Source organism: Imperialibacter roseus (assembly GCF_032999765.1).
Lineage (GTDB): Bacteria > Bacteroidota > Bacteroidia > Cytophagales > Cyclobacteriaceae > Imperialibacter > Imperialibacter roseus.
Window position 1 is genome coordinate 2,360,193 of the sequence record NZ_CP136051.1, and the last position, 15,129, is coordinate 2,375,321.

A 15,129-nucleotide genomic window follows, 5' to 3' on the forward strand; every position below is an offset into this window, starting at 1 on the left:
CATCAAGCAGCAAATGAAAAAAACCGTCGTTATTGATGTCGTAGGACTATCGGCCCATCTGATAGGAGAGCATACACCATTTCTTCAAGACTATATAAAGGGAAGGCAGGTGCAGTCCATTGTGCCGATGCTGCCTGCGGTTACCACTTCAGTTCAGTCGACTTATGTTACTGGCAAATGGCCCACTGAAACTGGCATCGTCGGCAATGGTTGGTACGACCATCAGGATTCAGAAATAAAGTTTTGGAAGCAATCCAATAAACTGGTAGCAGGAGAGAAAATATGGGAGAAGGCGAAGAAAGTTGACCCTTTGTTTACCTGCTCCAAAATGTTCTGGTGGTACAATATGTACTCCTCGGCTGATTTTTCTGTAACACCCAGGCCACAATACCTGGCCGATGGGAGAAAAATGCCTGATTGCTATACGCAGCCGGCCGGCCTTAGGGATGAGTTGCAGAAGGAGTTGGGTCAATTCCCCTTGTTTCAGTTTTGGGGGCCTGGTGCTAACATCAAATCCACCCAATGGATAGCCGATGCCTCCGTTTTCACCGATCGCCGATATGACCCCACGCTGACACTCATCTATTTGCCTCATCTCGACTACTGCTTACAAAAATTCGGTCCCGACTTCGAGTTGGTAGGAAAGGAGCTCACCGAAATTGACCAGGTGGTAAAAGGGCTGGTGGATTACTACACAAAAAAGAAGGCCAATATTATCTTGTTGTCGGAATACGGCATAAGCCCGGTGAGTAGGCCTGTTCACTTTAACAGACTGCTGCGCAAAAAGGGGCTTCTTAGTATCCGGGAGGAAAGGGGGCTGGAGTTACTGGATGCTGGTGCCTCGAAAGCATTTGCTGTAGCCGACCATCAAGTTGCACACGTTTATGTCAACGATCCATCGGTAATGGAAGAGGTAAAACGGCTGGCCGAAGCAACACAGGGAGTGAGCCTGGTGCTGGACAAAACCGAGCAAAAGAAGCATCATATCGACCACGAACGTTCGGGCGACCTGGTGCTCATAGCCGACGAGCATAGCTGGTTTACCTATTACTTTTGGCAGGATGATTCCAAAGCACCTGACTATGCAAGAGCCGTTGATATCCATAAAAAGCCTGGGTATGATCCTGTGGAAATGTTTATGACTTCCAAAGCGAGGGCTGGGTACAAACTGCTGCGCAAAAAGCTTGGCTTCCGCTATGTGATGGACGTGATCCCGTTAGATGCTACTTTGATCAAGGGGTCGCATGGCAGTCCTCTGGTGGGTAGAAAATACCACCCCATCCTGGTAACAGACAAAAAAGTAAGCGACAAGCCACTCGCCGCCACCTCCGTGCATGATATCATTTGGGAATCACTCAACGGCTCAGTTTAGGGCTTCCTAACCGCTATAGGCGCTGCAAGTAAAGCATCCGGAATAGCAAAAGCGTCGGTGAGTGCCACGGCGTTTTGCCTCACTTCCAGGCAAAGTGTATTCACTAGCTGACGAATGGCTTTTGTTTTAGCACCAGCCATGTAGTCGGCCTCCAGGTACCAGCCTTTGTTCTTCTCTATTTGTGACAAAGCAAAGAGCTGGCAAAGCTTCGTTAAGATGTGTTTGCTGCCCTCATCTGTCACTTCTTCAATCTTTTGTTGAAACTGTTCCAGAATAATCCTTTCAATGTATGCATGACCTACCATGACGAGGTGATACTGACATTGATTGAAAGCGTCGAAAGAGTCCATTCCCTGGTCGATGTAGTGCTTCAACCGCTTGGCGGAAGAGGCCAGAATGCTTTTTTCCCGGTACCTGAATGCAGCCAGGTGAAACTCTGAATCCAGCAAGTGCTCTTTATCAGTATTTCTGATGGTGATGGGGTTCATTTCCTGGATGCTCACCTTGGCCTGGTCGGTCACGTAGTTCAGCATGCCGAACAGGTTCATGTGGCCAAACTCCTGCCTGAACTCAGACAGCCTGCTTTTGGCAACCAGCTGCATCAGCACGGTATTATCGCCCTCGAAAGTGGTATAAATCTCTGTGTCATTTTTCAAAGCAGCGATGCGGTTTTCAGCTAAATAGCCTTTGCCACCAAGCGCTTCTCTGCACTCCTGCAAGCTGGCGGTAGCGTTCCATGTCGCCCACGACTTTAGTCCGGCTGCCAGGGCTTCGATTTCCTGCATATCTTCTTCGGTTCTTTTAAGGAACCGTTGAGTAAGATATTGCAAGGCGAAATGCAAAGCATATGCGTTGGAAAGCAGCGGCATAAGGCGGCGCTGATGGGTGCGATAATTGAGAATAGGCACCTCACTACCACCTTCCGGCCCGAATTGCTTTCTGCCGTCGGCATACCTTATTGCTATGGTAAGCCCAGATTTGGTGGCACTTAGTCCAGACCGGGGAATGCCTATTCTGCCGCCCACAAGAGTGCCAAGCATGGTGAAAAACCTGCGATTGTCGCTGCTGATTGGGCTGGCGAACTGCCCATTTTCATCGATGCTGGCAAAGCGATCCAGCATGCTTTCCTTTGGAATCACCACATTGTCGAAACGTATCACCCCGTTGTCGACGCCGTTCAAGCCCATCTTTCTGCCGCAGTCCTTAATGGTCACGCCCGTATGCATATTGCTTTTTTTGTCTCTTAAGGGGACAACGAAGGCACTAACCCCGTAGTCGGTTCCGTCAATGATCAGCTTGGCGAATACCGTGGCCATTTGGCCATGCAGCGCTGCGTTGCCAATGTACTCCTTCTGGGCTTTGGGGTTGGGTGTGTGAATGGTGATTTTGCCCGACTTGTGATCATAGGTGGCAGTGGTTTCAATACCCTTTACATTTGAACCATGGCCTGTTTCTGTCATTGCAAAACAGCCCGGGAGATTGAGCGTACCCGCATCAGCCAGGTATTTTTTATGGTGTTTTTGGGTGCCCAAGAAGTAGATACTCATACCGAAAAGCCCAAACTGTACCCCAAACTTAATGACCATGCTCAGGTCGTGGTAGCTAAGAGTCTCCATGATGGTGAAATAGCCTTCCATGTCATCAGCGCCACCAAACTCTTTAGGGTAAGCACGGTTGCCATAGCCTTGCGATGCAAGGATTTTGCACCAATGGAGTACTTTTTCACGGTATTCGGTAAGGTCTCCGGTGTCCAGATATTTGAACTCGGGGTCGGATAGGAGTGTCTTTACTTTAGCAATGAGGGCAGCTTGATCACCATCCAAAATTGCCCTGAGTTTATCAACGGAAAATGTTTTTTGTGATGCGAGTGTTTCCGCTTCGGTAGCAGCCCTGTCATTAGACGCCAGATGGAATGCCGACTCCCTGCTAATAATGCCCAAGGCATCTTCAATATCCCGCAGTGGCTGCTGAGCATTCTGAAAGGCTACTTCATCTCTGCCGATACTATTAAGCTCTGCAAGCTTGTTGCCAATGTCAACCAGGCTTGTTTTCATTTCGGGTGACAGCTCCTGAGAGATACGTTTTATTTCTGTGAGCCAGCTTTTTATCTCGTTGGGAGACGGCGGCTTCGCTGGGTTCAGGTAAGACAGCAGCAATTCCCTTTCCTCGTTTTTCAGCCACGACTGCTTGTTGATCAAACTTTGGATATTTTTTATCTCACTTGGCGTAAGCACGTCATCCGCCCACACCATGTAAAACATGGGTAGGAAAGAATACAGCGATGGGTTGGCTTTGAGTAAGGGGGAATTGATCATGGGTGTTATCGTTTGTCTAAATTTTGCTCTTTAAATGTTTTAAAACAATGATAATTTATTTCAGCCTAAGCTTGCATCGAACTTACTTCCAAAAAAGGCCATAACTGAATTTAACCTTTCGAAAAAAGAGTTGTTAAATACCACTCGAATTTGATTAGTTTAATTCGACTAACTCTAACAAGCCATGCGACCATTTGTTACCATCTTTTTGTTCCTTTTGTTTTGCTGTTTGTCAGTAGCAAACATTCATGCTCAGCCTTTTTCTTTCGAATCCATCAAATCGTATCCGTTTCCGGCTGACCTGACTGCCGCTGCTACGGGTAGCAAAATAGCATGGACTTTCAACGAACAAGGTCAAAGAAACATCTACGTAGCTGAAGGCCCTGATTTCAAAGCAAGAAAGCTTACGCAATACAACGACGACAGTGGACAGGAGATATCGAGCCTGGCAGTGAGTGCTGATGGTCAGTGGGTGGTTTATGTGAGAGGGGGAGACCATGGCTCTAATTGGGACGACGATGCGCCGGTGAATACCTCTTTCCTTCCGGAGCCGCCAAAAGTTCAGGTTTGGAGCATTCCGTTTGCAGGCGGAGAGCCAAAAATGTTGGCAGATGGGGACTTGCCCTCTGTTTCGCCAAATTCAAAAACGGTGGCCTATGTTAAAGCCGGGCAGATATTGTCTGTACCCATTGACGGCTCTGCGAAAGGCGAGGCAATGTTTACGGCAAGAGGACGAAACGGCAGCATCACCTGGTCACCAGATGGTGCAAGAATGGCTTTCGTATCCAATAGGGGCGACCATTCATTTGTTGGGGTTTTCACCAACAATGAAACGCCGATTACCTGGCTGGCCCCTTCTTTCAATTTTGACAGATCTCCAGATTGGTCGCCCGATGGCACACGAATCGTTTTTGTTCGCACCCCGGGTGCGGGTGGTGCGCCCGACTCGATACTGGCAAGAAAGCATCGCCCGTGGGCCATTTGGTCAGCCGATGTGTCAACGGCTCAGGCCAAAAAGCTCTGGGAGGCACCCAAAACGCTTGCTGGCTCAACACCCAACACTCACGGTGGGGTTAACCTCCATTGGGCTGCCAAAGGCAAGATTGTCTTCATGTCGTACAAAGACGGCTGGCCTCACATGTATTCAATGCCTGAAAATGGTGGCGAACCCATGTTGCTGACGCCTGGTAACTTCATGGCAGAGCATGTGAATCTAAGCAGTGATCGTACAACATTGTTGTTTAGCGGGAATACAGGCCCCGATCCACTCGATCTCGACCGGCGTCATGCAGTTCAGGTGTCGGTGGACAAGGCCGATATGAAGGTACTTACCCCTGGGACGGGCCTTGAGTGGACACCCGTAATGACCGGCGACGGCAAAAGCATAGCAATGATCAACGCAACAGCGCAACGGCCGCCGCTTCCGGTTGTGCTCCCGGCTAACGGAGGCAAAGTGAAGCTGCTCGCCGAAGATCGCATTCCTTCTGATTTCCCATCCAAAAACCTGGTAACTCCCACGCAGGCCATATTTACATCTGAGGACGGATTTACCATCCACGGTCAGCTGTTTACACCGACCAATAGGTCAGCGAAAGGGCCTGCCATCATCTATGTACACGGTGGGCCGCCAAGGCAAATGTTGCTGGGTTGGCATTACTCCGACTATTACACGAATGCCTACGCCACAAACCAGTACCTGGCTAGTTTGGGGTTCACAGTGCTTGCTGTCAATTACAGACTGGGGATAGGTTATGGCTACGAATTTCACAACCCGGCAGATGCAGGTACCTGGGGAGCGAGTGAGTACAAAGACATTAAGGCAGCGGGGCTTTGGCTTGGCAAGCAGCCAGGTGTGGATGCATCTAAGATTGGCATTTACGGTGGGTCATACGGTGGCTATTTGACGGCCATGGCACTGGGACGAAACTCTGATATTTTTGCCGCTGGCGTCGATATTCACGGTGTGCATGAGAGAACGACCGGTAGGATCGGAGATATCCTGTATCCAGATCAATATGAAAAAGCGCCGGATGCTGAGAAAGCGGCTCGAGTAGCCTGGGAGTCTTCTCCAGCGTCAACAGTTGGCGGCTGGACGTCTCCAGTGCTGATTATACATGGTGATGATGACAGAAATGTCCGTTTTAGCCAAAGCACTGATTTGGTGCAACGACTGCTTGAAAAAGGAGTGGAGATGGAAACCATCGTCATCGTCGACGACACCCATCATTGGATGAAGCATGGGAACTCCTTAAAAGCGGGAAAAGCGACGGCTGACTTCTTTGTGAGGAAGTTAATGAAGTAAGATAGTCTACTATAATAGTTAATATTTTTATTGCTAAGGGTATGTATTTAGTTTCCGGTTTATGAAGTAAAGATTTTTAAAATATTTACTTTTAACCAGTGAAACTTTTGAACCGACAGCTTCTTTTTGTGTCTTTTATATGCCTTATGTACATTCACAAGGCATCAGCGCAACAGGTATTGTCTGTTAGAGACAAATTAGGATATTCAAATTCCTACGGTAGCGGGAGCCACGTTGCAAACACCTTTTCCAACAAAGATACCCTGGGAGTAACACTGTATGCGAAAGGATCATCGAATGCCTTAACAGAACCAGAGGCAAAGCGTGGTGAATTTATTGTTAAATTCAAACAAGGCATACCCTCTGCTTCGCAAAGCAAGCAAAGTGGATTTAATGCCAAGCCTTTCAAGGATCCGGCTCTGTTCGATAAGTTACGTTCAGACCTGAATTTGCTGCACTCGGCCCGAACAAAAGGGAGTAAAAATACATCGACTGTTTCTTCGCTTGAAAAGGAGTATTCAAAAGCTTTCTTTGGGGCCCATATAAGAGTTAGTGAAGAGTTGGTTGAAGAAATACAAAAACTGGACTATGTCGAATCCGTCCACCCAAACGGTGTTGTAAAGGCTTTTCTGGATACTAGTGTACCTTTAGTTCGTGCCCCGGAGGTGTGGGACACTTATGATACACGGGGGGAGGGAATTGTTGTTGGTATAATTGATACAGGTATTGATTACAATCACCCCGCTCTGGGTGGTGGCTTTGGTCCTGATTTTAAAGTAGTTGGTGGGTATGATTTTGTGAACGATGATAATGACCCCTTCGATGACAATGAACATGGGACACACGTAGCTGGTATTGTTGCAGCCAATGGAGGTGGGCTTGTGGGCGTTGCGCCTGAGGCTAAGCTAGTGGCACTTAAAGTATTAAACCAATATGGATTTGGGTACGATGACGACATCCTTGATGCCATAGAATGGGCAGTTGATCCCAATGGTGACGGCGATTATAGCGACCGGCTGGATGTTGTGAATATGAGCCTTGGCGGGCCAGGTGACTACCAGTCGCCAACAGCGATTGCTGTCAATGCTGCTGTGGAAATGGGAATTGTTTTTTGCGTAGCCGCTGGTAATTCTGGTGGTTTTAAGACAATCGGCAGCCCAGGCACAGCGGAAAGAGCCATCACAGTTGGAGCCAGCGACGACAACGACATGTTAGCCTACTTTAGCAGCAAGGGCCCAAATGCAGGGAATTATGCAATCAAGCCCGATTTGTTGGCTCCAGGCGTAAATATAACGTCGAGTGTTCCTGGAGGAGGTACTGCGAATTTTAATGGAACATCCATGGCTACCCCTCACGTTGCGGGAGTAGCTGCCCTTTTAAGAGACATTCATCCCGACTGGACTGTAGATCAGGTAAAGGCAGCACTCACAACAACCGCCAAAGACCTCGGGTTGGAAGTAATGCAACAGGGTTCTGGCAGGTTAGATGCAGTGAAAGCTGCAGGTGTCAGCTGTACTGCATATCCAACCCAATTGAGTTATGGACTAAATGCAACCGATCAAGCCAATTGGGGTGGATCAAGGACGGTGACTGTTACGAATAATAGTGATTCTGACCAATCGTATTCCATAACAGTGACAGGAACGCAAGCAGGGGTAACACTGACTCCAACTGAGACAGCTTTTACGCTAAGTTCCGGCCAGTCAACCACCGTAGGCTTTTCTCTTGCCGTTGACAATAATGTATTTGAACAGGAGCCCAAGGCCTCACAATCCACCGGAGGTAGGGTGACAATTGCAGGCGAAGAAGATATGCTTGTAATACCCTGGGCTTTCGTTAGCGGGACTATTGTCAGAATAGCTTTTGAGGATAATCAATTGAACAGGGATTACAATAAGCTAATCCAATTATTCAACGACGATTTTTCTTATGGGGCCAACGATGCTTCATTTTCGGAAGATGGGTTAACTGCAACCTTTCTTGTGCCCAACGCTACTTACAATGCATTTTTCCTGTTTGAAGATTGGAGCAAGATTGCGCTGAAAGAAAATATTGTCGTTGATGGAAGTACCACTATTTCGATAACCTCGGCCGATGTAGAAAACAAAATAACCTTTGCTGCTTCAGATGAGAATGGTGAAAGTTTAGCAGGCAGGTATCAGGGAACCTTAACCTTACTGATCCAGTCAAAAAGCAGCAGGTTTGGAAATATTGTTTCCTACGGCACTGCGCTTCGTGAATTAAATTTTTCCGATTTTTCCTCCGAGTACTTCGCTATAACAAACTACACATTTGATGTTCGGAATGAGGCTGGCAACAAGTTGTATAACATAGAGTTGGGTGCTTTTGATGGACTCTCTGAAAGTGTAGACATTCAGCGAACCCCGCAAGATCTTTACCACTTTGGTCTTGATTTTGATTTACCGGGCCCATCTGCTGTTCATGATATTACCTTCTTTGTTAATGCGCATTGGTTTGACGACTATGGTGGGGGCGGAAATACCGTTGGTTTTGGTTGGAATTGGGGCAGTAGTTTAAATTTGCCTGTAGACATATGGCATGCAGACGCATATATTACTGAGTCCTCAGTTATTAACAACTGGGGCTTAGGGCTTGATGCACATGTTTCTAAGAATGTCAACGATTCATATCATTCGTTGCGAACTAAACTACTCAGGGTCTTTGATGATAAGATTGTTAGCTTCGATGGCAAATGGCCACTGAGCGACACGCCGGGAATGAATGTGGGGCAAACAATCAATTTTGGCGGTGGAGTTCTGCACCCAGGGACCTACCTTAATAATTACGATATCCGTTCAAGTGCTTTTTTGGGATCATTCGGAGAGGAAACCTATTTCCTGTATGATCAGATGAATGTGAAAGTTTCGGCGAACGACTTGGTTCTTTTCAATGGAACAGGAAGAGACTTTTTCTCAGACTGGGGTTTTTATCAGGCCGGACAGTATCAATTTGATTTCACTGTTCCACATGAACAAATGCCTGGCCAGGAGGGCATCATCAAATACACAACCAATTCCATTGTTCAAAATGAAGGCGGCAGTGTTATGTCCCCTTTTATGCCGGGGTTTTATTTTCAAGATAAATCGGGCGAGCTTACTATCCAATTTGAAAAGGTATTGGATGGTAAGGTAAGGTTTTCAGTAAGGCCTGGGTTGTCGTCGCTTGTTAGCAGCCAGCTTTACCTACAGAAAAGTGGTTCGGATGGCTATGAGATCGTTCCGGTGGAATTTATCACTACGGAAAACCTCGATGGAAGAAAAGTGTTCGAAGGGAGTGTTTTCAACAAGCCATCTGCCGATACATACTATGATATAAAACTAGTGGCCAAGGGTGCTTCCGGCGACTCCATGCAATATGTAATGACCTCTGCGCTGTTCGTAAAAGCGAACAAAATTCCGGAAGTTGTTAACCAGCAGCCAGTCACCATATTCAGAGGTGCCTCTCACGAGATATCTTTGGATGACTTGATCATTTTGGATGACGATTCCAATGCTTCTGAGATGAGCCTCATTGTGGAAAATGGGGATAATTATGCTGTTGATGGCAAAAAGATTTTAGCGCCGATCGATTTCGTTGGTACAATTGAGGTTCCCATTACGGTTAACGATGGCTATGATAGTAGTGAGCCATTTCTATTGAACATTAAAGTTGCTAATCAGCCTCCGGTTATTACAGGACAAGTGGCCGTTGAAATAGATAAAAATAGCTCTTATACTTTGTCCTTGTCAGATATCACTGCGACAGACGCCGATGACATTTACCCAACAAAACATACGCTACTTGTTCTGCCTGGCGAGCACTATGTAGTGGAAGGTATGACGGTCTTTCCTGACGAAACGTATGGAGGTAAACTTCAGGTAAACATTGTTGTTGATGATGGATTTTCAAACAGTGCAGTATATAAGTTTGAAATTCAGGTAACAAATGAGCCTCCGCTGATCACAGGCCAGAAAGTTACAAGTATTTGGAAGTCAGCATCAAGAGAGGTCGGAGTAGATGATCTTATTGTTGAAGATTCAGATAACCATTATCCTGATGGATTTGTGGTAAAGGTATTGGCTGTTTCAAGTGGACAGTTGGAAGGAAACGTGGTTACACCACCGAATGATTTTAAAGGTATATTAACCGCTTCGGTTGTTGTGAACGATGGAGCTGACGACAGTAATATATTTGAGTTGAAAATTGAAGTGATGAATGTTGCGCCATCGATCGTTGGGCAGCAGCCAAAGCAAGTGACTAAGAATAATAATTTTTCTGTATCAATTGATGACTTACAAATCATTGATGAGAACGATGGGCCTGATTTTGCTTACCAGCTTTCGATCGGGCAAGGCGAAGACTTTTCTAGTACCGAAGACGGCATGATTCGGCCGGTCACAGGGTTTGTCGGTACCATAGTTATTCCATTGACAGTGAGTGATGGGGTGGATAATAGCCCGGTTTTTGAGTTCGCAGTAGACATTGTTAACCACAAGCCAATAATTACGGGTCAGGTAGCGACGACGCTTGGCAAAAATACGCCGATTGGTATCGATTTGGGGCTGCTAACTGTGACTGATGCGGATGATCCGCTGGATAGTCTGACCCTGAAACTGGTTGAGGGGAATGGTTACCAGATTGTTGAAGGTAAGATTCAGCCATCAGCTAACTTTGTTGGAGTGTTAAAAATCAATGTTACAGTAACTGATGGCATTGATGACAGCGACCTGTTTGAGTTTTCAGTAAACCTGAGCAACGACGTTCCGCAAATTATTGGTCAACAGGAACTGAGTATTGACAAAAATACTTCGCTAAAAATTCTGCCTCAATATGTATTTGTTGATGACGATGATGATGAATTCCCAACCAACCATTCGTTAAAAATAGGAGTTGGCGAAAATTATAGCATATCAGGGCAAACGGTAACTCCTGCTTTGGACTACATTGGGGAGCTGGAAGTGCCGGTCGTAGTGAGTGACCCAAACAGCACCAGTCTGGCTTATAATCTAATCATCATGGTGAATGCAATAAGTGGCATTCAGGATAGTTTGTCTCAGTTTATTGATGTTTACCCAGTTCCAGTTAATGATTACCTAAACATTCGGTTTAAAAACCAAATAAGTGGGCAAATCATGCTAAGCATCGTTGACCTGGTGGGGCAAACACTCACGGAAGATAATCTGGAGAATGTCCAACCTAATAGTGAATATGCCTTGGCTACAAGCCATATCCGTCCTGGAGTTTATCTCTTGCTCGTTTCGACTTCTTCAGGGGATAGTTTCAGTACTCGTATCGTCAAAGACTAGGCACTAGCCGCTTCGTCCAAAAACCAATAAAGGACACCATTCGTTGGCTTTATATGTGAGGCAGGGTAGGTCCTGAACTTTCCTCTGTGCTTCAGTATTTCCCTCACTTTAGGCTGCTTGGTTTCGCCAGTTACCAAAAAGGAGATGCTTTTGGCATTGTTAATCACTGGGCCGGAAAGGCTGATTCTCTTTTGACCTGTTTCAGGGTGTGTGGCCACAACACAGGTTTCGGTAGCCTTTAACAACTCCATTTGATCAGGAAAGATCGATGCAGTGTGACCGTCGGTGCCAAGGCCAAGTATTACCAGATCGAACCTGGGCAGCCCGTCGGACGACGTTACGTTCTTTTTGATCTCGTGGCTGTATCGCTGAGCCTCTTGTCTGGGTTCGTTTTCGCCAAGGATGCGGTGAATATTCGCTTCAGGAATACCAACCTTGTCAAACAGATGCGCCTTAGTCATGCCATAATTACTGTCTTTATCGGTAGGAGGGACACAACGCTCATCACCCCAATAGAAATGCATCTTCGACCAATCTATTGCCTTTTTGTAATCAGCAGCAAGAATGTCAAACAGTAGTTGTGGGGTGGAGCCTCCGGAGAGAGCGATGTTTAACTTGTCACTGTTTTTGTTGAGATCAACCAAAAAGGCGGCAAAATCCTCCGCTACTGCCCTGGGGTTTTTAGAAATATGTAATTCCATCAGCTATTATAGTTCGCAATAAAGTCCGTCATCAACCAAATTGGCACAAGGATTCCGCCAGCCATGGCCATTTTCAATTAGCGCATTTGCTTGTTCTGGCCCCCAGGTGCCCGAGGGGTACCCGTATACGGGAAGGTCAGGATCGTCCTTCCATGCTTTTAGAATGGGGTCAACAAACTCCCAGGCAGCAATAACACTGTCACCTCTGGCGTAGAGGGTGGCATCGCCTTGCATGCAATCGAGCAGCAGCCTTTCGTAGGCTTCAGGCACATAAGCATCCGTCAGCCCATCGTATTGGAAATCCATATTCACCGTTTCGACCTTAAAGCCATTGCCAGGGACCTTCAGGCCAAACTTCAACAAAATGCCCTCGTTGGGCTGAATTCTAAAGACCAGTACATTTTGTGAGTTAGCAATTCGTCGCTGACTGAACAAATGGTGATGGTTGGGTTTGAAGTGAATTACCACCTCCGAAACCCTGGTTGGTAGCCGCTTGCCAGTGCGGACAAAGAAGGGCACGTCAGCCCACCTCCAATTGTCGATATAGAACTTCAAAGCCGCAAAGGTTTCAGTTCTTGACTCAGGGTCAACCCCAGATTCCTCTCTGTAACCGGGATATTGTTTGTCTCCAATAGTTGAATTGAGGTATTGGCCTCTGATTACGTTATCCCTGATGTCATCCTGAGTTAAAGGCCGTAAGGATCTGAATAGCTTTAGCTTTTCATTGTGGATCGATTCTGCATCCATTCTTGCTGGCGGCTCCATGGTCACCAGCGACACCAACTGTAGCAAGTGGTTTTGGATCATGTCTCTTAATGCGCCAGAGCCATCGTAGTAACCGCCTCGCTTCTCCACACCAACACTCTCAGCAGCCGTAATTTCTACTTTCTCAATGTATATGCGGTTCCAAAGCGGCTCGAAAATAGTGTTGCCAAATCTGGCCACCAGCGTATTCTGTACGGTTTCTTTACCCAGGTAGTGGTCGATTCTATAAATCTGATCTTCTTTGAACGACTCGAGCAGCTGGTTGTTTAGTTCTTTTGCACTTTCCAGTGTGTAACCAAAAGGCTTCTCAACAATCAACCTTTTCCAGCCCTTTTCCTCTGTATTAAGTTGAGCTTCGCCCAAATTCTTAGAAATCACAGAGTAAAGTGAAGGGGGAGTAGAAAGGTAGAAAATATAGTTTTGATCCGTATGACAGTCATTGCACAACGTTTTAAGCCGATTGGCCAGCAACTGATAGTCTACTACCGCTTTCGTATCAATCGACTGATAGAAAACCATCTTTGCGAAGTTTTCCAACTCACCAGGGTTGTCCTTGGAAGCTTTCAGGTGCGGGTTGTCGAAAACAACTTTCTTCCTGTATTCCTCGTCGCTGAAGTCTGTTCGGCTTACACCAAGAATAGCGTAATTCTCAGGCAAAAAACCTCTTTTGAATAAATTGAAAACAGCAGGAATCAGTTTACGCTCAGTAAGATCGCCAGAGGCTCCGAAAATAGTAAGTATCTGATTATCAGTTTTTTTCATTTAGGTACTACACAGGGATGATGGCAAAATTCAATTTAATTGGCGAAGATCAGTATTTTTGGTCTGAATCTCTTGATATTCGCTAAAAAACAAGCAATTAACATCGTGTGAAGGCAGTTGGTTGCACCACGGCCCACATGTGGAAGGAAAAAAAGGACTGGAATGGAAAAAACATATGACTTTGGCCTCGTAGGCCTCGGAGTGATGGGAAGAAACTTCATCTTGAACGTGGCAGACAATAATTTCTCCGCCTATGGGCTGGACACGGATTCGGAAAAGGTAAAGTCGTTGAGGGAAGAAGGAGCAGGAAAGGTTGTTGATGGCACTACCGACAAAAAGGAGTTTATTTCTAAACTTTCCAGGCCAAGAAAGATCATGTTGCTGGTCCCTGCAGGTGGCCCCGTTGACGCAGTTATCAACGATTTGTCTCCGTTGCTTGATAAAGGTGACCTGATCATTGATGGTGGAAATTCTTTTTTTACCGACACTGACAGAAGAGCCGAAAGCCTGGAGTCAAAAGGCATCTACTTCTTTGGTACAGGGGTTTCCGGTGGAGCCAAGGGCGCCCGCTTTGGCCCCAGTATTATGCCGGGAGGTGACAAAGATGCTTATGAAATTGTAAGGCCGGTTTTTGAAGCGGTTTCAGCGAAAGTCAATGGCGAGCCATGTGTGGACTATATGGGCGCCAGGTCAGCTGGCAACTACGTGAAAATGGTGCACAACGGTATCGAATACGGGTTGATGCAGCTTATTTCGGAGGCATATGATGTAATGAAGAGAGGATTGGGCCTGAGTAATCAACAGCTTCACAATACTTTCGACCAGTGGAACAAGTCGAAGCTTCAGTCCTTTTTGGTGGAAATAACAGCAGAGATATTCACGAAAAAAGATGAGCTAACCAACAAAGACCTGATTGACGTGATTCTTGACAAGGCCAAGCAAAAAGGCACAGGTAAGTGGACGTCTCAGAATGCCATGGATCTTGGTATTCCGGTGCCTACCATTGATGTGGCGGTTAGTATGCGGGAAATATCCTCCATGAAAGCTGATAGGGAAAAAGCTGAATCGCTCTACGGAGCCAAGTCCATCAAAGGAGACAGCAGTCTTACAGTGAAAGATGTTGAAGACGCTCTGTTCTTTGCCTACATCGTTACGTACGCTCAGGGTATGACGCAACTGTGGGCAGCCTCTAAGGAATATAAGTACGGATGCGATATGGAAACCATCGCCAAAATATGGAGGGGTGGTTGCATCATCCGCTCAGGCCTTTTAGAGGACATGAGGAAGGCTTATGCCAGAGATAAAGCACTTAGTAGCCTGTTGCTGGATAAAGACATTGCTGCCAAAGCTAAAAGCTGCGAAGTGTCGGCCAGAAAAGTAGCTGCTTATGCAATCGGTCAGGGCATTCCGGTATCAGGAATGGTAGCGGGTTTGAGCTATTTCGATGCGTTCACTACCGGCCGTTTGCCACTGAACCTGATCCAGGCGCAACGGGATCACTTTGGTTCACATACCTATGAGAGAACCGATAGGGAAGGAATTTTCCACACCGAGTGGTAAAAGAAAAAGGCTGAGTTAGTAGCTCAGCCTTTTCATTACCTATATT

General features: G+C 46.5%; 7 protein-coding genes. 4 read left to right on the top strand and 3 right to left on the bottom strand.

All coding sequences use genetic code 11. From position 1 onward, the window contains the following. Positions 1–13 precede the first annotated feature (13 nt). Complete coding sequence (locus RT717_RS09875; RefSeq protein ID WP_317492356.1) at positions 14–1,372, top strand: alkaline phosphatase family protein; 1,359 nt, start codon at positions 14–16, stop codon at positions 1,370–1,372. On the opposite strand, the gene RT717_RS09880 is transcribed toward RT717_RS09875, so the two are convergent. Further along, a complete protein-coding gene (locus RT717_RS09880; RefSeq protein ID WP_317491571.1) occupies positions 1,369–3,687 on the bottom strand; it encodes an acyl-CoA dehydrogenase family protein in 2,319 nt (772 codons plus the stop codon). The genes RT717_RS09875 and RT717_RS09880 overlap by 4 nt on opposite strands. Positions 3,688–3,871: 184 nt before the next feature. Between RT717_RS09880 and RT717_RS09885 the strand changes: the two genes are divergently transcribed. Then, the gene (locus RT717_RS09885) at positions 3,872–5,989 is read left to right on the top strand and encodes a S9 family peptidase (RefSeq protein ID WP_317491572.1); all 2,118 of its coding nucleotides are present in this window, start codon (positions 3,872–3,874) and stop codon (positions 5,987–5,989) included. Positions 5,990–6,135: 146 nt separating this feature from the next. Continuing rightward, positions 6,136–11,295, top strand: coding sequence for a S8 family serine peptidase (locus RT717_RS09890; protein WP_317491573.1), 5,160 nt, complete (start codon positions 6,136–6,138; stop codon positions 11,293–11,295). Here RT717_RS09890 and pgl read toward each other — a convergent pair. Together pgl and zwf are read right to left on the bottom strand one after the other, a co-directional pair. Further along, on the bottom strand, positions 11,292–11,996 hold the full coding sequence (gene pgl / locus RT717_RS09895; RefSeq protein ID WP_317491574.1) for a 6-phosphogluconolactonase: 705 nt from the start codon (positions 11,994–11,996) through the stop codon (positions 11,292–11,294). The two genes, RT717_RS09890 and pgl, sit on opposite strands and share 4 nt — an antisense overlap. Before the next feature lie 6 nt (positions 11,997–12,002). Further along, the gene (gene zwf, locus RT717_RS09900; protein ID WP_317491575.1) at positions 12,003–13,523 is read right to left on the bottom strand and encodes a glucose-6-phosphate dehydrogenase; all 1,521 of its coding nucleotides are present in this window, start codon (positions 13,521–13,523) and stop codon (positions 12,003–12,005) included. Between the two features lie 162 nt (positions 13,524–13,685). On the opposite strand from zwf, the gene gndA reads away from it, so the two are divergent. After that, positions 13,686–15,083 carry an NADP-dependent phosphogluconate dehydrogenase gene (gene gndA / locus RT717_RS09905; RefSeq protein WP_317491576.1) on the top strand — a complete coding sequence of 466 codons (1,398 nt, stop codon included), beginning with the start codon at positions 13,686–13,688 and terminating at the stop codon, positions 15,081–15,083. Positions 15,084–15,129 lie beyond the last annotated feature (46 nt).